Annotated in this window: 17 protein-coding genes; 3 read left to right on the top strand and 14 right to left on the bottom strand. The window is 66.2% G+C overall.

The window, feature by feature from the left end:
* Positions 1 to 9: 9 nt before the first annotated feature.
* Both AC1D02_RS09325 and AC1D02_RS09320 read right to left on the bottom strand, forming a co-directional pair.
* The gene (locus tag AC1D02_RS09325) at positions 10 to 435 is read right to left on the bottom strand and encodes a group I truncated hemoglobin (protein ID WP_477316001.1); all 426 of its coding nucleotides are present in this window, start codon (positions 433 to 435) and stop codon (positions 10 to 12) included.
* Between the two features lie 5 nt (positions 436 to 440).
* Positions 441 to 869 carry a PaaI family thioesterase gene (locus AC1D02_RS09320; protein WP_477315999.1) on the bottom strand — a complete coding sequence of 143 codons (429 nt, stop codon included), beginning with the start codon at positions 867 to 869 and terminating at the stop codon, positions 441 to 443.
* Between the two features lie 195 nt (positions 870 to 1,064).
* Between AC1D02_RS09320 and AC1D02_RS09315 the strand changes: the two genes are divergently transcribed.
* Positions 1,065 to 2,156, top strand: coding sequence for a DUF3667 domain-containing protein (locus AC1D02_RS09315; protein WP_477315997.1), 1,092 nt, complete (start codon positions 1,065 to 1,067; stop codon positions 2,154 to 2,156).
* Here AC1D02_RS09315 and AC1D02_RS09310 read toward each other — a convergent pair whose 3' ends face one another.
* The 12 genes from AC1D02_RS09310 to AC1D02_RS09255 form a co-directional block, all read right to left on the bottom strand.
* The gene (locus AC1D02_RS09310; protein WP_477315995.1) at positions 2,157 to 4,103 is read right to left on the bottom strand and encodes a helicase-related protein; all 1,947 of its coding nucleotides are present in this window, start codon (positions 4,101 to 4,103) and stop codon (positions 2,157 to 2,159) included.
* 35 nt (positions 4,104 to 4,138) lie between these two features.
* A complete protein-coding gene (locus tag AC1D02_RS09305; RefSeq protein ID WP_477315993.1) occupies positions 4,139 to 4,942 on the bottom strand; it encodes a TOBE domain-containing protein in 804 nt (267 codons plus the stop codon).
* Positions 4,939 to 5,613: an ABC transporter ATP-binding protein gene (locus tag AC1D02_RS09300; protein WP_477315991.1), complete on the bottom strand. Its 675-nt coding sequence runs from the start codon at positions 5,611 to 5,613 to the stop codon at positions 4,939 to 4,941. The genes AC1D02_RS09305 and AC1D02_RS09300 overlap by 4 nt, the downstream gene beginning before the upstream one ends.
* A 5-nt stretch (positions 5,614 to 5,618) precedes the next feature.
* Positions 5,619 to 6,290 carry a molybdate ABC transporter permease subunit gene (gene modB, locus AC1D02_RS09295; protein ID WP_477315989.1) on the bottom strand — a complete coding sequence of 224 codons (672 nt, stop codon included), beginning with the start codon at positions 6,288 to 6,290 and terminating at the stop codon, positions 5,619 to 5,621.
* Between the two features lies 1 nt (position 6,291).
* Positions 6,292 to 7,077, bottom strand: a complete 786-nt coding sequence (gene modA / locus AC1D02_RS09290; protein WP_477315987.1) for a molybdate ABC transporter substrate-binding protein — start codon at positions 7,075 to 7,077, stop codon at positions 6,292 to 6,294.
* A 144-nt stretch (positions 7,078 to 7,221) separates the two neighbouring features.
* Positions 7,222 to 8,205, bottom strand: coding sequence for a lipoyl synthase (gene lipA, locus AC1D02_RS09285; protein ID WP_477315985.1), 984 nt, complete (start codon positions 8,203 to 8,205; stop codon positions 7,222 to 7,224).
* Positions 8,202 to 8,918, bottom strand: coding sequence for a lipoyl(octanoyl) transferase LipB (gene lipB / locus AC1D02_RS09280; protein ID WP_477315983.1), 717 nt, complete (start codon positions 8,916 to 8,918; stop codon positions 8,202 to 8,204). The genes lipA and lipB overlap by 4 nt, the downstream gene beginning before the upstream one ends.
* A 93-nt stretch (positions 8,919 to 9,011) precedes the next feature.
* Positions 9,012 to 9,287 carry a DUF493 family protein gene (locus AC1D02_RS09275; protein ID WP_305507292.1) on the bottom strand — a complete coding sequence of 92 codons (276 nt, stop codon included), beginning with the start codon at positions 9,285 to 9,287 and terminating at the stop codon, positions 9,012 to 9,014.
* Between the two features lie 358 nt (positions 9,288 to 9,645).
* Complete coding sequence (locus AC1D02_RS09270; protein ID WP_477315981.1) at positions 9,646 to 11,370, bottom strand: DUF6600 domain-containing protein; 1,725 nt, start codon at positions 11,368 to 11,370, stop codon at positions 9,646 to 9,648.
* A 94-nt stretch (positions 11,371 to 11,464) separates the two neighbouring features.
* Entirely contained in the window at positions 11,465 to 12,094 is a 630-nt protein-coding gene (locus AC1D02_RS09265; protein ID WP_477315979.1) for a LysE family transporter, read from the bottom strand.
* A 106-nt stretch (positions 12,095 to 12,200) separates the two neighbouring features.
* Positions 12,201 to 12,485: an HU family DNA-binding protein gene (locus tag AC1D02_RS09260; RefSeq protein WP_305507289.1), complete on the bottom strand. Its 285-nt coding sequence runs from the start codon at positions 12,483 to 12,485 to the stop codon at positions 12,201 to 12,203.
* 201 nt (positions 12,486 to 12,686) lie between these two features.
* A complete protein-coding gene (locus AC1D02_RS09255) occupies positions 12,687 to 12,890 on the bottom strand; it encodes a BrnA antitoxin family protein (RefSeq protein WP_477315976.1) in 204 nt (67 codons plus the stop codon).
* Positions 12,891 to 13,085: 195 nt separating this feature from the next.
* On the opposite strand from AC1D02_RS09255, the gene AC1D02_RS09250 reads away from it, so the two are divergent.
* Both AC1D02_RS09250 and AC1D02_RS09245 read left to right on the top strand, forming a co-directional pair.
* Entirely contained in the window at positions 13,086 to 14,015 is a 930-nt protein-coding gene (locus AC1D02_RS09250; protein WP_477315974.1) for a DUF808 domain-containing protein, read from the top strand.
* A gap of 262 nt (positions 14,016 to 14,277) precedes the next feature.
* Positions 14,278 to 16,758 carry a TonB-dependent receptor plug domain-containing protein gene (locus AC1D02_RS09245; protein WP_477315972.1) on the top strand — a complete coding sequence of 827 codons (2,481 nt, stop codon included), beginning with the start codon at positions 14,278 to 14,280 and terminating at the stop codon, positions 16,756 to 16,758.
* Positions 16,759 to 16,850 lie beyond the last annotated feature (92 nt).

Raw genomic sequence — 16,850 nt, 5'->3', positions numbered from 1 at the left:
ACGGGTCGCTTACTTGGTGACGATCTCGCGCTGCATCGGCGCCAGCTTGGCCACCAGCTTGTTTTGCACATGCGACGCCACGCCGTTGCGCTCCATCGCGAGCTGCAGGTCTTCCGCCAGCGCGTTGAACTGCGCGTTGGTGATCTTCAGGCCGCCGTGAAGTTCCTTCATCGGTTCGCCCTTGTACTCGCACGGACCGCCGGCCAGCATGCAGAACTGCTCTTCCAGCCGCATGCCGACGTGCTTCATGTCCGAATCGGCAAACGAGTCCCTGATGCGCGGGTCTGCCAGCACCAGCGGAACGAACGTCGCCACGATGTTCTTGATGCCCTGCTGGCCGCCGAGGCCGACGTAGGTGGCGTCGTCGGACGCGTGGACCGGGGCGATGGAGGCAAGCGCCAGCAATGCAGCGGCGGCGATGGATTTCATGTGCATGGTTTTCAGTTCGTTTTCGGGTACAGGATCATCTGCGTGCAGCGGAAGATCGCGATGGTTTTGCCGTTGGCGGCGTTGGTGACGACGGCGTCCCACACCTGCGTGGTGCGGCCCAGGTGCGCGGGCTTGGCGACCACCTCGATGCCGCCTTCGCGCGCGGTGCCGAGGTGGTTCGATTTGAGCTCGATCGTCGTGAAGTTCTCGGCCCCGTCGGGCAGGTTGACGCGGCAAGCGTAGCCGCACGCGGTATCGGCCAGCGTCACCACGCTGCCGGCGTGCAGGAATCCGTTCGGCGCCAGGTGGTGCGGCTGCACGGCCATGCGCGCCGACACTTCGCCGTTTTCCACGCGCGTGATTTCAATCCCGAGGTATCCCGGAAAATGGCCCTCGCCGATGCTGTTCAACTGTTCGGCCGTCGTTTCTCTTGCGCTCATGATGCAAATTCCTTGTGCGTTCCGTGTTCTGAACCTGTCATCTTAGGGGAATTCGCCCCGGGACGTGAAGGGTGTCGATGACATTTACCGCGATGGCGCCACAAAAGTACAGGTCGGCCGCGGCCGACGTTTCATCGCCAGTAAAATAATGATACTATTTATTTACAGCAACATCGAAAAGTGTATCATTTGCCTATGAACCTCGAACTCGGATCCGCCGCCGAATTGGCCAACGCATCGATCGTCGCGAGCGAAATCGACCGTGAAACCGACCACCGGGATGCCCATCACGGCAACTGCGCCAATTGCCAGACGCCGCTGGCCGGCAGCTTCTGCCACACCTGCGGCCAGCGCGCGCACGTGCACCGCTCGCTGCTGCACTTCGGCGAAGAGCTGGCGCATGGCCTGCTGCACTTCGACGCCAAGGGCTGGCGCACCTTGCCGCTGCTGATCGCAAAGCCCGGCAAGCTGACGCGCGACTACATCGACGGCAAGCGCACGCGCTACGTTTCGCCGCTGGCGCTGTTCCTGTTCATGGTGTTCTTCATGTTCTTCGTCGTTTCGAGCGTGAGCAAAACCGGTTTCGAGGGCGCGAAGATCAAGGGTTCGATCTCGGCGCCCGCCAGCGGCCTCGAAAAAGAAATCGCAACGACGAAAACCACGCTGGCCGCGGCCGAAGCGAGCCTCGCCGCAGCACGCGCGAGCGGCAAGGATGTCGAAGCCGCGGAGGCCGGCGTCGAGGCCGCGCGTACCAGCCTTGAGGAAGAAGAAGAGGCGCTCAAGCTTGTGAACAAGGGGACCGACAAGATCGGATCGGTCGTCTCGCAATCGGGAAGCGACGAATTCAGCGTCGATACCGGCTTTCCAAAAATGGATGAAGCGATCCGGCACGCTGTAAAAAATCCGGAACTCACGATCTACAAACTGAAGAACGCCGCATCCAAATATTCATTCCTGCTGGTGCCGATTTCGCTGCCGTTCCTGTGGCTGATGTTCTTCTGGAAGCGCGGCGTGACGATGTACGATCACGCCGTGTTCTCGCTGTATTCGCTGTCGTTCATGGCGCTGCTGGTGGTGGTGCTGTCGCTGCTGAAAATGGCCGGCATGAAGCCGCTGGTGGTGGCGATGCTGTTTGTCGTTCCGCCCATCCACATGTTCGTCCAGCTGCGCGGCGCCTATGGCCTCGGCCTGCGCGGCACACTGTGGCGCACCGCCTTCCTGGTGCTGTCGTCGCTGCTGGTCATGATCCTCTACCTGCTGCTGATCCTCATGCTCAGCGTGGCCTGATCAGCGGCGCCTGGCGCTGCCACCGCGCTGGCGCGCCGCCGCATTCTGCTGCTGCAGGATGGAGTCGACCCGTTCGGACGCCTCGCGCGACAGCTCCTGCGCCAGTTCGACGCTGGGGAAAATGTCCGGCTCGCGGTAGGCGATCCACGCATACGCCGAATAGCGCCGGCATGCGTCCTCCACCTCCTGAAGGTTCAGCCAGCGCAGCGAACGGCCTTCCGGTTCGAGCGCGCAGACCTTTTTCTTCGCCAGGCACGTGGCCCAATATTCCCAGGCGTTCTGCAGCGATGGCACCTTGCTCGAAATCGGCACAAGCGACAGCATGAATTTTTCGGCGACCGTCAACTGCAGCGTGTCGAGCCAGATAGCGCGCTCGGACTGGTCCTCGGTGATGCGCGGGTAGAAGAAGCCGTCCGGCACGTCGATGTTGTGCACGAAGCGCTTGAGCAGCTTGACCAGCGAGGTCTCGTGGGTGACGGCGGCGATGCGGTGCAGCTGCTCGATCGACGGTGCGACCGCGAAGCCGCTCGATGGAATCGCGGCCAGCTTTTCCTTCAGCAGCGCGCGCATGACTTCGTGGGTGTCGTCGTCGTAGCCGGCCACCCAGCCTTCTTCGTGAACGCCGTAGCGGCCGGCCCGGCCGGCAATCTGCCGGGCCAGCGCCGCCGAAATTTCCTCTTCCTCGACGCCGTTGTATTTCACCGCCGTGGTCATCACGATGCGCGCGATCGGCATGTTCAGCCCCATCGCCAGCGCGTCGGTGCCGACCACGATGTCGGCCGAACCGTCGCGGAAGCGCTCGGCCTGCGCGCGCCGCACTTCGGGCGACAGGTTGCCGTACACGGTGGCCACCGACAGGCCGATCTCGGTGATCATGTCGCGCCACTTCAGCACCTCGCGGCGCGAGAAAGCGATCACGGCGTCGCCGCGGCGCAGGCCGCGCAGCTTGCGCACCGGCGACGGCTCCATCGCCAGCGGCGCCATGCGCTTGAGCACATGCACCTCGAGTGGGCATTCGAGGCGTTCGGCCAGCGCCTCGATCGCGCGCCGCGCTTCCGGCGCGCCGACCAGGTAGACCACCGACGCCGGCGCGCCGCACACGGCCGCGGTCCAGGCAGAGCCGCGGTCGCGGTCGGACAGCATCTGGATCTCGTCGATCACCGCCACGTCGACGCGCGTGCGGGTGTCGAGCATTTCGACAGTGCTGGCGACGTGGGTGGCGCCTTCGGCCAGCCGGCGCTCTTCGCCGGTGACCAGGCTGACCTTGAGCTCCTTGCCCTGCGGGCGCGCGGCCTGCATGCGCTCGAAGTTCTCCAGCGCCAACAGGCGCAGCGGCGCCAGGTAAATGCCGCTGGGCGCCTTCATCAGCGCTTCCATCGCGCGGTGGGTCTTGCCGGAGTTGGTCGGCCCGAGCAGAGCGATGAACTTGCGCGGCATGCGCGCCGCTTCGAACGACTGCGGATACTCGGCCAGGTTGATGCTTTCCTTGGTGCGGGCGGCGTAGCGCTCTTCCTGCTCGCGCTCGACGGCGTGGATGATGCGCTGGCGGATGCGGTCGAACACATACTCTGCCGGATCCGAAGTTTCCAGATCGGCCAGCGTGCCGAGGAAAGTCATCGCGTCGAATTCGCAATCGTCGGCCAGCTCCGATATCTCCTGGACGAACTTCGCCACGCTTGCGGTCAGCTCCGCCACCGCCGGCGCACTGGCGCGTTCCAGCACCAGCGCGCGCTGCGCTTCCGGATCCATCTTGCGCCACTTGCTCGGTTTGGCAAGCACGCCCTGCGCCGGCACCAGCTGCCATGGCACGCGCAAATCTTCGAACCTGACCACGCCAGAAAAGCGCACGAACACGCGCCCCTCCATCTTGACCAGGCGCGCGCCGACCTTGTCCAGTTCAGCGGAGAGGATGGTGTCGTCGTTGTCGTCGTCGGAAGTCGGATGCATGTTTGCCCTGTTTGATTGGAGAGTGGCGATGCCGGCTAGGCCTGCATGCAGAGTATGACGCAGGACGCCTTGAACATGGCGGTCGCGTCGACGCCGGGCGCCAGGCCCATCTCCGTGCAGCTTTCGTTGGTGATGATTGCCACCACCGAGGCGCCGCCCGAAAGGTCGAGGATCACTTCGGTGTTGACCGCGCCGGGCGACACGCGCGACACGGTGCCCGCAAGCTGGTTGCGCGCCGAGAATTTGGCGTCGCCTGGCTCGGTGACCAGCATTACCGACGACGCCTTCACCAGCGCGAACGTTTCGGCCCCAGGGGCGAGGCCCAGGGTTCCGGTGCTTTCGTGGGTGACGATGGCGGAGAGCTTCTGGCCGCCGGCCATCTCCAGATCGATCTCGTCGTTGACGGCGCCGGGCTTTACCTGGACTACGCGGGCGAAGAACTGGTTGCGTGCGCTGGTTTTCATGCCGATCCTCCTGATCAATAACAGATCGTCTGCGATGCTGCCGGCCTGCCGGTTCAGCTGCTCGATGAACTGCCGGTGTTCGCGTTCGATCACGTGAAAATTATCCACCAACTTCTGGCCGCGCGCGGTGAGCCGGGTGCCGCCGCCGCCTTTGCCGCCGGCCAGGCGCTCGACCAGCGGCTCGCCCGACAGATTGTTCATCGCGTCGATCGCGTCCCACGCCGCCTTGTAGCTCATGCCGGCCGCCTTGGCCGCGGCGGTGATGGATCCGCATTCGGCGATCTTCGCAAGCAGCGCGATGCGCGCCGGACTGCCGAAATTCTGCTCACGCAGGGTCAGCCAGACCTGGCCGTGCAGTTCGAGCGAATCGCTCACGCCGGCTCCTTCGCGACCGAGCCTTCGTCCATGCGCAGCACGACATCGCCGAACATCGCGGCGTCGGCCGGATCGTGCGTGATCAGGATCATCGGGATGTTCAGGCGGCGCTGCAGGCCGTCGAGTTCGACGCGCATGGCCGCGCGCAGCGTGTGATCGAGGGCGCTGAATGGCTCGTCGAGCAGCAGCGCGGACGGCTGCGACACCAGCGCGCGCGCCATCGCCGTGCGCTGTCGCTGGCCGCCGGACAGCTCGGTCGGCAGCTGGTGCGCCATCGGTGTCAGCTCCAACGCGTCCAGCCAGTAATCGACCGCCTCGCTGCGACCGGTGCGCGCGGGATTCAACCAGCCGCGGCGCAGGCCGAAGCCGACGTTCTGGCGCACGTTCAGATGCGGGAACAGCGCGTATTCCTGGAACACGTAGGCGACGTTGCGGTCCTGCGGGGCGACATCGATCCGGGCGTGTGCATCGAACAGCGTGCGGCCGTTCAGGCGGATGACACCGGCGTCGGGCTCGATCAGGCCGGCGATCGCTTTCAGCGTGAGGCTCTTGCCTGCCCCCGAAGGCCCGAGCAGCACGATGCGCTGGCCGCTGGCGCGCATCGCCACGTCCAGTTCGAAGGTCCGCTTGCCGGAGCGGAGCGTCTTGCGAATGTCGAATTCGAGTTCCATGATCGTCAGTCCCGTGCCACGCGCGCTGGCGACAGCCGCCCGGCCAACAGCAGCACGGTGATGCAGACCAGGGAAGTCAGCACCACCAGCGCGTTGGCGGTGTCGTCCTGGCCGGCTTGCACCGCTTCATACACCGCGATGGACAGGGTCTGCGTTTTGCCCGGGATGCTGCCGGCGACCATCAGCGTGGCGCCGAATTCGCCCATTGCGCGCGCGAAGGCGAGCAGCAGGCCGGCCAGCACGCCGCGCCACGCCAGCGGCAGCGTCACGCGCAGGAACAGCGCGACGCCGGACACGCCGAGCACGCGCGACGCCTGTTCGAGCTGGCTGTCGACCGACTCGAACGCGGCGCGGGCAGGCTTGAACACCAGCGGAAAGGACGCGATGGCGGACGCGATCACGGCGCCCTGCCATGTGAAGATGAAGGAGAAACCGAAGGTGTCCTGCAGCCAGGCGCCGAGCGCACCGCGCCGTCCCAGCAGCACCAGCAGATAGTAGCCGAGCACCGTGGGCGGCATCACCATCGGCAGGGTCAGCACGCTGTCGAGCAGGTCGCGGCCGGCGAAGCGCAGGCGCGCCAGCACGAAACCGGTGCCCACGCCGAAGAACAAATTGAGCAAGGTGGCGCAGCCGGCCACTTTCAGCGAAAGCAGGAGGGCGGTCCAGGCGGGCGTCATGTCAGGGCTTCAGAAAGCCGTATTTGGCGAGGATCGCCTGCCCGGCTGGCGACAACACGTAGTCGACAAAGCGCTGCGCCTCGGCAGCGTTGGCGCCGACCCTGGTGCGGGCGATCGGGTAAGCGATCGGCACGTCGAGCGGCACCGTGAAGGCGACTTTCACTTTGCCTTTCATGAGGGCGGCATCGGTAGTGTAGACGAAGCCGGCGTCGACCTCGCCGCGCGCGACGTAATCGAGCGCTTGGCGCACGTTCTGCGTGTAGATGGCTTTCGGCTCGACGGCCGGCCATAGCCTGGCCGCTTCGAGAGCGTGCCTGGTGTAGCGCCCGACCGGGACGCTGGCCGGCATGCCGATGGCGACGCGAGCGACCGGGGCGGCGGCGAGATCGGAAAGCTGGGCGACGCTCACCTTGGCGTCCATCGGCACCACCAGCACCAAGGCGTTCTGCACGAAGTTGCGGCGGTCCGCGGCGATCACCAGGTTCCGCGCGACCGCCCGGTCCATGGTTTCCTGGTCGGCCGAGGCGAAGACGTTGGCCGGGGCGCCCTTGGCGATCTGCTGGAGCAGCGCGCCGGACGCGCCGTAGTTCAGCAGGACCTTTGTACCGGCGTGCTGCGCTTCGTAGCCGCGCGCGATGTCGTTGAATGCATTTGTCAGGCTGGAGGCGGCCGAGACGACCAGTTCGGCGGCGCTGGCGGTGGCGCCCGCTGCGATCAGGGCGACAGCGGTGGCTATGTGGCGGGCAAACGGACGCACGACGATCTCCGGGAATTGACGGCTTTTCATCGCTATATACTAACCTATACAGCGCTTCCGACGGCAAAGCGCCTATTGGAATCAGCCTGGAGGATTTGCAAGTCGCCGCTACGGGGCGCAGGGGATATTGAAGATGGGGTCAGGCCCAGCAGGACCAGACCCCGGACTGCGGGCTTACTCGACGCCGGCGCTGTGCGCCTGCTCGTCGGCGTGGTACGAGCTGCGCACCATCGCGCCAACCGCCGCGTGCACGAAGCCCATCTTGTACGCTTCTTCTTCGAACATCTTGAAGACGTCCGGGTGAACGTAGCGGCGCACCGGCAGGTGCGAATTCGACGGCGCCAGGTACTGGCCGATGGTCAGCATCTCGACGTTGTGCTCGCGCATGTCGCGCATCGTTTGCAGGATCTCTTCGTCGGTCTCCCCCAGGCCGACCATGATGCCGGACTTGGTCACCGCGCTTGGGTACAGCGCCTTGAAGTCGCGCAGCAACTCGAGCGAGTGCTTGTAGTCGGCGCCAGGACGCGCTTCCTTGTACAGGCGCGGCACCGTTTCCAGGTTGTGGTTCATGACGTCCGGCAGGCCCTCCTTGAAGATCGCCAGCGCCTTTTCGAGGCGGCCGCGGAAGTCCGGCACCAGCACTTCGATGCGCGTCTTCGGCGACAGTGCGCGGGTCTGCTGGATGCACTCGACGAAGTGGCCGGCGCCGCCGTCACGCAGGTCGTCGCGGTCCACCGAGGTGATCACGACGTAGGACAGGCGCAGGTCGGCGATGGTCTTCGACAGGTTGCGCGGCTCGTTGACGTCCAGCGGGTCCGGGCGGCCGTGGCCGACGTCGCAGAACGGGCAGCGGCGCGTGCACTTGTCGCCCATGATCATGAAGGTCGCGGTGCCCTTGCCGAAGCATTCGCCGATGTTCGGACAGCTCGCCTCTTCGCACACCGTCACCAGGTTGTTGGCTCGCAGGATGTCCTTGATCTCGTAGAAGCGGGTCGACGCCGATGCCGCCTTGACGCGGATCCAGTCCGGCTTCTTCAGGCGCTCGACTTCGGCGATCGGCACGATCTTGATCGGAATGCGCGAGGTCTTGCTGGCGCCTTTTTGCTTGTCGCTGGCGTTGTAGGCGGGGGCGATGCTGGTATCGGTGTCAGAAGTCATTTGGCTGCGAGCCCAATCGGGCTGTGGTTTGGTTGTTCGGTTGTTGCGGCGAGGTCCATCGTGGCCAGCTGGCGCACCAGTTCGAGCGCCAGCGCCTGCTGGACATCGGCCAGCGGCGCGTCGACGCCCATGGTGCGCATGTCGACCGTTTCGAGGCCGGCGTAGCCGCACGGGTTGATCCAGGAAAACGGCGCCAGGTCCATCGCCACGTTCAGCGACACGCCGTGGTAAGTGCAGCCGTTGCCGCGCACCTTCAGTCCCAGCGCGGCGATTTTGGCGCCCTGTCTGGCGCCGCCGGCGATGTAGATGCCCGGCGCGCCGGCGATGCGCTCACCGCCAAGATTATACGCGCCCAGCACTTCGATGATCGCCTGCTCGATTTTGGTGACGAACTGGCGCGCATACAGTTTGCCGCCCGGCTTGTTGCGGCGCAGGTCGATCAGCAGGTAGATCACCACCTGTCCGGGCCCATGGTAGGTCACTTCGCCGCCGCGGTCGGTCTGCACCACCGGGATTTCGTGCGGCGCCAGCACGTGGCCGCGGTCGGCGCCCAGGCCCAGCGTGTACACCGGCGGGTGCTCGACGATCCACAGTTCGTCGCGCGTATCGGTGTCGCGCGCGTCGGTAAACGCGCGCATCGCGGCAAATACGGACTCGTACTCGGCGCGGCCGAGATCGCGGATGATGGCCGGCTCGGGGCGCTTGGGGGACATGGAAGGCGGTCGCTGACAGGGTTATGGAGCCCCGCCATTATAAGTCAGCAGCGATTCGGATGCTCGGCGGAGCCTGGCTGGCCCCGTTTTGCCTCACATGACGATCTTGACCATGTGGTGTCCCGACAACGCGCGGTACAGGTCGTCGAGCTGGGCGCGGCTGGTGGCGCGCACCATCACCGTCAGGCCGGTGTAATTGCCCTTGGCCGAAGGACGCACTTCCATGCGGCCGATGTGGAAGGTCGGATCGTGCTCGAGCACGACGTCGACGATGGTCGCGGCGAAATCCTCGTGCGTGGGACCCATCACCTTGATCGGAAAGTCGCTCGGGTATTCGATCAGGGAATCAACGGGTGGGGTCGGTTGCATGGCAAATCCAGTCTGTAGTGAACGCAAAACGGCTCAGCCCGACGGGGCTTGCCTGCTCTCATTGTAGTCAAAGTTGGCGTTTTGAACAGTGCGGACAAAAAAGAGGCCGGCGCTGGGGCCGGCCAAAACTATTTCCATTGTAAGGAAGTAGCGGGACAAAACGGAGAGATCACCCTCCTGCACGACTACGTGTGCGGGAGTGATATCACTGTACCGTCCTGACCCGCCACCCGCCATCGGGATGCGACGAACTGCACAATTCGCGGGCTGACTTACTCAAACGGTGGGGCGAGCCGCATGGAAGCGCCGGCGCCGGGTGAAAGGGTCTGACCCAGCGGGGTCAGACCCCGGTGTGCCGCTAGCGTTCGACCTCGTTGCCGCGCTTGCGTTCGGCGGCGGCCGAAGGAGCAGGGCGTTCGCGAACCGGCGCAGGGGCAGGCGCCGGCGCGGCACGCTCGCGGGCCGGCGGCGGCGCTGCCGGTGCGGGCGCCGGGGCGCCTGGCTGCTGGAATACCGGCGGCTGCGCCATCTGGCGCGGCTGCTGCATCGGCTCCGGCTCGCGCTGGCGCCGTTCTTCGTGGCGCGATCCGCGCAGCACCTGGTCGACCGCCTGCTGCGCTGCCGCCTGCGGGGCCGGGGCCGGTGCTGGCGCTGGCGCTGCTACCGGCGCCTGGGGACGCGGACGCTGCTCTTCGAAGCCTGGCCGGCCGTCGCGGCGCGAGAACGGCGACGGCGACGGGCCCTGCTGCTGGGCCGGAGCCGCCTGCGGCGCCGGCATGCCGACCATCTCCGGGCGATGCTGGCGATTGCGTTCGATCTCGTCGCGGTCCATCCGATCGCGTCCGCGATGCTCTTCCTGGCGCGGCGCTGGCGGCTGGCGGTCGCGCAGCGTGATCTGCGGTACCGCCTGGCCCGGCACGCTGCGCACGGTGATCGTGCCGCGCGGACCGGCCCCCTGGTGCGGCACTTCCGTCACGCCGCTGCGATGGTCGCGCCAGTCATGACGGCGCTCGTCCGGACGCGAATGGCGGTTCAGCTGCTGCAGGTGCTGCTGCGACAGGCGGTAGTAAGGCGAGTACGACTCGCGCGGGGACAGCGGATACCAGCTGGGCGACGGCAGCGCGCTGCGGCCGATGCCGAAGTTCCAGCCCGAGCCGCCGACCCAGCCCACCAGCGCCGGCGACCACACCGGACGGCCGATGTCGCGGCCCGGCGCCCATGCCCAGCGCTGGCCGACCTGCACCCAGCGGCCGTAGTGGAACGGCGCGTAGCCCCACGGCGCGTTGTCGACCCAGGTCCAGCCCCACGGGGAAATCCAGGTCCAGCTGCCGTCGCGGTACGGCGCCCAGTCGGCGCTCACGACGGTCGGCGTCCACAGCGGGCCGTACTCTGGATCGTCGCGCCAGACGCCGTTGCGGTCGAGGTCTTCGTAGCCGGTCATTTCGCTCGTCACGTAGCGCGCCGAGGTGGAACGGTCGTCGTACTGGTCGCGCTGGAAGGCCCAGTCGTCGAAGCCGTCGCGGCGCGCGACGCCGGTGCGCACCGAGTCGTCGCCGATTTCGGCGCGCTTGCCGGCGCGCACGATCAGCTGCGAGCCGCGGTCCTCGACCAGCGCGACGCCGTCGAACACGTTGACCACGCTCAGGTTGCCGGCGTCGACGCGCATGCGTCCCGGTTCCTGCATGCGCACGCGCCCATTCGGGGTGCTCAGCTCGAAGCCGGGCAGCGCCTCGGCGTTGCGGATGCGGACGTTCATGCTGCCGTGGTCGAGCCGCACACGCAGGCGCTCGTCGTCGAGTTCATCGACGTCGAGCGACGTGTCGCCGTCAAGGCGCAGCGAGGTCGAGCCGATGCGGATCTCGGTGCGCGCGCCGGGCGCGGTGACGATCCGGTTGTGCGACGTCACCGGCCAGTTCACCAGCGCGGCGTTGACGTCGCCGCCGGCCTCGCCGCTGATGCTGACCTGGCCCTGCGACAGCGCGATGCGGCCGACGCGCGCGGGCGGGCCGTCCTGGGCCAGCGCCAGCGTCGAGAACATCGCGCACGCCACCAGCGCCGCGGCCTTGATGAAGCGAGTAGTCATTTGGAACTCCAAAAAAGTGGACGAGGGTCGTCGTTGGAATTAAACGCGCGTGCACCCAAATTGTGCACACGAATTACAAAGCGTTGCAATTACATCAGCCCGCGTTACGTTTCACGAAGAACAGCGCGGCGCCGACCAGCACCAGCACGGCGCCGAAGAAGCGGTTCTGCTTCTTCACCGCGCGCGGATCGCGGAAGTAGCGCTGCATGGCGGCGGCCAGGCCGGCGTAGCCGTGCATGACCAGCGTATCGATGGTGACCATGGTGGCGCCGAGGATCGCCAGCTGCGGCAGCAGCGGCGCGTTCTGCGAAATAAACTGGGGCAGCACGGCGACCATGAAGATGATGCCCTTCGGGTTGGTCGCGTTGGTCAGGAAGCCGGTCAGCACGCGCCGGCCGAACGGCGGATGGCCGCTCGCGGCGGGGCCGGACAGCGGCTGCGGCGCGGCGCGCCACTGGCTCACGCCGCAGTAGATCAGGTACAGCGCGCCGACCGTCTTGACCACGCCGAAGGCCAGCTCGGAGGCCAGCAGCAGCGAGCCGACGCCGGCGCCGGCGATCGCGAACACCAGCAGCAGCCCGATTTGCAGGCCGAGCACGGTGGCGCTGGCCTTGCGCAGGCCGTAAGCGAGGCCGTGCGACATCGCCATCACGGCGCCGGAGCCGGGAGAAATCGCGATCAGCGTACCGGCGAAGACGAACGTAATCCAGGTGGCAAAAGTCATGCGGGGGACAGGGAATGGGGAACTTCAGGGAGGAAAGGGACGCCGCGTGGCGCGGCAAGGCGGGCGCGGTCTGGCGCCAGGCCAGCCGCGTCCGCCGGGGTGACGCTTACTTCTTCTTTGGGTTGACCGCGGCCTTCAGGGTCGCGCCAGCCGAGAATTTTGGCGACTTCGAAGCGGCGATCTTGATCGCTTCGCCGGTCGATGGATTGCGGCCCTTGCGTGCGGCGCGCTTGGCGACCGAGAAGGTGCCGAAGCCGGTGATACCAACCGTGTCGCCCTTTTTCAGACGCTCGGTGATGATATCGATGACCGTGTTGATCGCGCTGTTGGCTGCGGCGCCGGACATCTCGGTGCGCTTCGCAAATTCTGCAATCAGTTCGCCTTTTTTCATAACTAACCTCCAAGTTGAAAGAGCGGGAAGATTAGCATAAATATTGCTCTGTGCAACAATTTCTCGAACGACCACGCGAAAGTAAGCCCGGCTGTGACTGGATCGCGACGATTTTGCGCCTTCGCTGCGACGCGATTTCGACCAATCGACGAGCGGCGACAACACCAGGGTCAGGTCCGGCGGACCTGACCCTCAAAGGCGTCAGGCGGCTGCCGCGGGATTGGCCAGGCGGGTGCGCAGCGCCGCGTTGATCAGGGTCTGGTAGCCCTTGCCGCTCTGCTCGGACAGCGAGCGGAACTGCGACAGCACCTCGTCGTCGAGGTAGATGGTGATGCGGGTTTTGCGCTTGACCTGGCGCACCGGGCGCGCGGTTTGAGTGGATGGCTGGCAGTCGGTATTCATCATGGTTCCCCCTGGGTGGTGGCCTGCTGCCGTAGCGCAGCGGGCCAGTGAGACAACTATACGTATCCCGGCGCGGCGCTGGGACGGAAAGCGACGAGTTGCGGTTTTCGGGGAATGAATGGCAGATTTCGCGGCTGGCCGGTGCGCGCGGCAACGTCGGGTAAGATGGTATTTTTTTAATGGATGAGGAGCAGGCAGATGGCTTCAGGCAGTTTGCTGGCATTGATCGACGACATCGCGGCGATCCTCGACGACGTCGCGCTGATGAGCAAGGTCGCGGCCAAGAAAACCGCCGGCGTGCTGGGCGACGACCTGGCGCTCAACGCGCAGCAGGTGTCCGGCGTCGACGCCGACCGCGAGCTGCCGGTGGTGTTCGCGGTGGCGCTCGGCTCGCTCAAGAACAAGGCGATCCTGGTGCCGGCCGCGCTGGCGATCAGCGCCTTCGCGCCGTGGGCGATCACGCCGCTGCTGATGCTGGGCGGGACCTTCCTGTGCTACGAAGGCTTCGAAAAGCTGGCGCACAAGTACCTGCACAGTCCCGAAGAGGACAAGCAGCACCACGCCGACCTGGTGCAGGCAGTGTGCGACGACTCGGTCGACCTGGTGGCGCTGGAGAAGGACAAGATCAAGGGCGCGGTGCGCACCGATTTCATCCTGTCGGCCGAGATCATCGTGATTTCGCTGGGCACGGTCGCCGGCGCGCCGTTCAGCCAGCAGGTCGCCGTGCTGGCCGCGATCGCGGTGGTGATGACGGTCGGCGTGTACGGCCTGGTGGCGGGCATCGTCAAGCTCGACGACGCCGGCCTGTACCTGACGCAGAAGCGCAATGGCGCGCTGCGCCGCATCGGCCAGGCGTTGCTGGTGGGCGCGCCGCTGCTGATGAAGACCTTGTCGGTGGTGGGCACGGCGGCCATGTTCATGGTGGGCGGCGGCATCCTGATGCACGGGGTGCCGGCGCTGCACCACTTCGTCGACAGCGCGGCGGCGGGCGCCGGCAGTGTGGCCGGCGTCGGGCCGGTGCTCAGATTCGTCACGCCGGCGGCGATCGACGGAGTGGCCGGCGTCATCGCGGGCGCCGCGGCGCTGCTGGTGGTGACGATCGCGATGAAGATTTTCAAGCGGCGCTGACACCGGGGACCAGGCGTCCCCGTCGCTCCGGCGGGCCTGACCCCAGGTGTTGGGCCGCGGCTCCGCGCAACCTTACGCGGAACTGACGCGCCTGTTGTAATTGTTGTTATTGAAGCCCAGAAATGTTGTCATGAATTGACTTTAGTAAACACGTGTAAGAGTATCAATTGAGAACGTGTTTTCGCTATAAGAGCTCCGTGTTCAATAGAGGGCTCCTTCATTCATTATCAACAAGGGAAGATAACAAATGCAGAATCAGTTCGTGCCCAGGAAACAAGTAATCGCCGTCGCCATCGCGTCGCTGTTCGCCGGCGGCGCCTTCGCCCAGACCGCGCCGGCCACCGACACCAGCGCCACCGTCGTCGTCACCGGCACCCGCGTGGCCAACCGCACCGCGCTCGACACCGCCGCTCCGGTCGACGTCATCTCCGCCGACCAGTTGAAAAACGCCGGCACCACCGAAATCAACCAGGCGCTGTCGGTCGCCCTGCCGTCGCTGAACTTCCCGCGTCCCGGCCTGACCGACGGCACCGACACCGTGCGCCCTGCCACGCTGCGCGGCCTCGCGCCCGACCAGACCCTGGTGCTGGTGAACTCGAAGCGGCGCCACTCGTCGGCGCTGGTCAACGTCAACGGCACCATCGGCCGCGGCTCGGCCTCGGTCGATATGAACACCATCCCGACCGCGATCGTGCGCAACATCGAGGTGCTGCGCGACGGCGCCTCGGCGCAGTACGGTTCGGACGCGATCGCGGGCGTGATCAACGTGCGCCTGCGCACCGATCGCGACGGCGGCGGCGCCTCCGTGACCTACGGCGCCCGGATCACCGATTACGACGTCACGGCCGACGTGCCGCCTGCCGGCGCCAACTACGGCGCCGCGCCCGCCTCGCGCAAGCTGACCGACGGCAAGACCGGCACGGTCAGCCTGTGGAAGGGCCTGCCCTGGGGCGACAGCGGCTTCGTGACCATCGCCGCCGAGTACAAGCTGCAAGCCCACACCGAGCGCAGCGGCTACGACATGCGCCCGGCCTACGCCAAGGTCAACGGCGCGTTCGACGGCCGCGAAGCGACCTTCAACCGCTTCGACACCTGGTACGGCGAACCGGAAATGCGCCAGGCCACGCTGTTCGCCAACGCCGCCAATCCGCTGGGCGGCGGAGTCAAGCTCTACGGCTGGGCCAGCTATCAGAACCGCGACGCCAAGTCGGCGGCCAACATCCGGCGCGCGGTGCAGGACCAGAACATCGCCTCGATCTACCCGGACGGCTTCATCCCGTTCATCAAGCCGAACGTGCAGGACTACGCCGCGACCGGCGGCATCACCACCGTGATGGGCGACTGGGACGTCGACGCCTCGGTCGGCTACGGCAAGAACGACATGCAGTTCGATCTGGAAAACACCCTGAACCGCTCGATCGGCCCGACCAGCAAGACCGCGTTCGACGCCGGCAGCTTCTGGTATGACCAGCTGGTGTTCAACCTGTCGGCGGTGCGCTCGGTGGCGGTGGACAGCCTGGCCTCGCCGCTGAACGTGGCGGTCGGCGCCGAAGTGCGGCGCGAAGGCTATGAGCTGGTGGCGGGCGAGCCGGACTCGTACCGCAACGGCGGCGTGCTGTCCGCCGGCGGCGTGTTCCTGGCCGGCGCGCAGGGCTTCCCGGGCTACCGTCCGAGCGACGCCAGCAAGTCGCACCGCACCGCGTCGGGCGTGTTCGCCGACTTCGAGGCAAACGTGACCAAGCAGCTGCTGGCATCGTTCGCGGTGCGCGGCGAGCATTACTCGGATTACGGCAACAGCCTGGCGGGCAAGCTGGGCGGGCGCTTCGACTTCAGCCCGATGTTCGCGCTGCGCGGCTCGGTGCAGAACGGCTTCCGCGCGCCGTCGCCGCAGCAGCAGAACTTCTCGGCGACGTCGACCAACTTCATCGGCGGCGTCCCGTTCGACATCACCACTTTCCGTCCGACCGACCCGGTGGCGGCGGTGCTGGGCGCCAAGCCGCTGCACGCCGAGAAGTCGCTCAACCTGTCGCTCGGCGGCGTGATGCGCTTCGGTAAAGCCAGCCTGACGGTCGACGCCTACCGCATCAAGATCCGCGACCGCATCGTGCTGTCGGAGAACCTGATCGAGTCGACCGTCCCGGGCATCAACAACTTCGTCAAGGCGCGCGGCTTCGCCGGCTCGGGCGGCGGACGCTTCTTCATCAACGGCGTCGACACCACCACCGACGGCGTCGACGTGGTGTTCAACGTGCCGTTCAATGCTGACAACGCGGGCAAGTTCGACCTGACCCTGGCGGCCAACATCAACAGCACCGAAGTGACCAAGCTGCCGGCCGTGGCCGAGCTGTCCGGGTTCACGCCGGCGCCGATCCTGTTCGGCCGCGTCAACACGCTGACGTTCGAGAAGGGCACGCCGAAGAACAAGCTGTCGGCCAACCTGAACTGGAAGATGGGCGAGTGGGGCGCGACCGCGCGCGCCACCCGCTACGGCGAGGCGCTCAATCCTGGCGTCACCGCCGCCGGCGACCTGTGGCTGTCGGCCAAAACGCTGGTCGACCTCGAGGCGCGTTATGCGCTCAACGCGAAGGCCATGCTGGCGGTCGGTGCGGACAACGTGTTCGACGTGTATCCGGACCGCTTCCCGCCAAACCTGAACACCACCGGCGCGGCGATGTTTTCGAACTACTCGCCGTTCGGTCGTTCCGGACGCTTCGTGTACGCCCGGGTGAATTACAACTTCTAACGGGAAGGCGGGGTCAGGTCCGTCGGACCTGACCTCGTTTTGCACCTTACACGTTGCTGGTCACGGCACGGCTGCAGCACTGGCGCCGACAA

This window comes from Massilia sp. P1_C10 (assembly GCF_056406475.1).
Note: the sequence above shows the minus strand (reverse complement) of the source record. Positions and strands in the feature narration are given on the sequence as shown.

Coding starts and splice junctions, on each gene's coding strand:
- AC1D02_RS09300 (WP_477315991.1), bottom strand. CDS start 5,613: ATGGAACTCGAATTCGACATTCGCAAGACGCTCCGCTCCGGCAAGCGG.
- AC1D02_RS09270 (WP_477315981.1), bottom strand. CDS start 11,370: ATGACTACTCGCTTCATCAAGGCCGCGGCGCTGGTGGCGTGCGCGATG.
- modB (WP_477315989.1), bottom strand. CDS start 6,290: ATGACGCCCGCCTGGACCGCCCTCCTGCTTTCGCTGAAAGTGGCCGGC.
- lipB (WP_477315983.1), bottom strand. CDS start 8,918: ATGTCCCCCAAGCGCCCCGAGCCGGCCATCATCCGCGATCTCGGCCGC.
- AC1D02_RS09265 (WP_477315979.1), bottom strand. CDS start 12,094: ATGACTTTTGCCACCTGGATTACGTTCGTCTTCGCCGGTACGCTGATC.
- AC1D02_RS09310 (WP_477315995.1), bottom strand. CDS start 4,103: ATGCATCCGACTTCCGACGACGACAACGACGACACCATCCTCTCCGCT.
- AC1D02_RS09325 (WP_477316001.1), bottom strand. CDS start 435: ATGCACATGAAATCCATCGCCGCCGCTGCATTGCTGGCGCTTGCCTCC.
- AC1D02_RS09320 (WP_477315999.1), bottom strand. CDS start 869: ATGAGCGCAAGAGAAACGACGGCCGAACAGTTGAACAGCATCGGCGAG.
- AC1D02_RS09260 (WP_305507289.1), bottom strand. CDS start 12,485: ATGAAAAAAGGCGAACTGATTGCAGAATTTGCGAAGCGCACCGAGATG.
- AC1D02_RS09255 (WP_477315976.1), bottom strand. CDS start 12,890: ATGATGAATACCGACTGCCAGCCATCCACTCAAACCGCGCGCCCGGTG.
- AC1D02_RS09315 (WP_477315997.1), top strand. CDS start 1,065: ATGAACCTCGAACTCGGATCCGCCGCCGAATTGGCCAACGCATCGATC.
- modA (WP_477315987.1), bottom strand. CDS start 7,077: ATGAAAAGCCGTCAATTCCCGGAGATCGTCGTGCGTCCGTTTGCCCGC.
- AC1D02_RS09275 (WP_305507292.1), bottom strand. CDS start 9,287: ATGCAACCGACCCCACCCGTTGATTCCCTGATCGAATACCCGAGCGAC.
- AC1D02_RS09250 (WP_477315974.1), top strand. CDS start 13,086: ATGGCTTCAGGCAGTTTGCTGGCATTGATCGACGACATCGCGGCGATC.
- lipA (WP_477315985.1), bottom strand. CDS start 8,205: ATGACTTCTGACACCGATACCAGCATCGCCCCCGCCTACAACGCCAGC.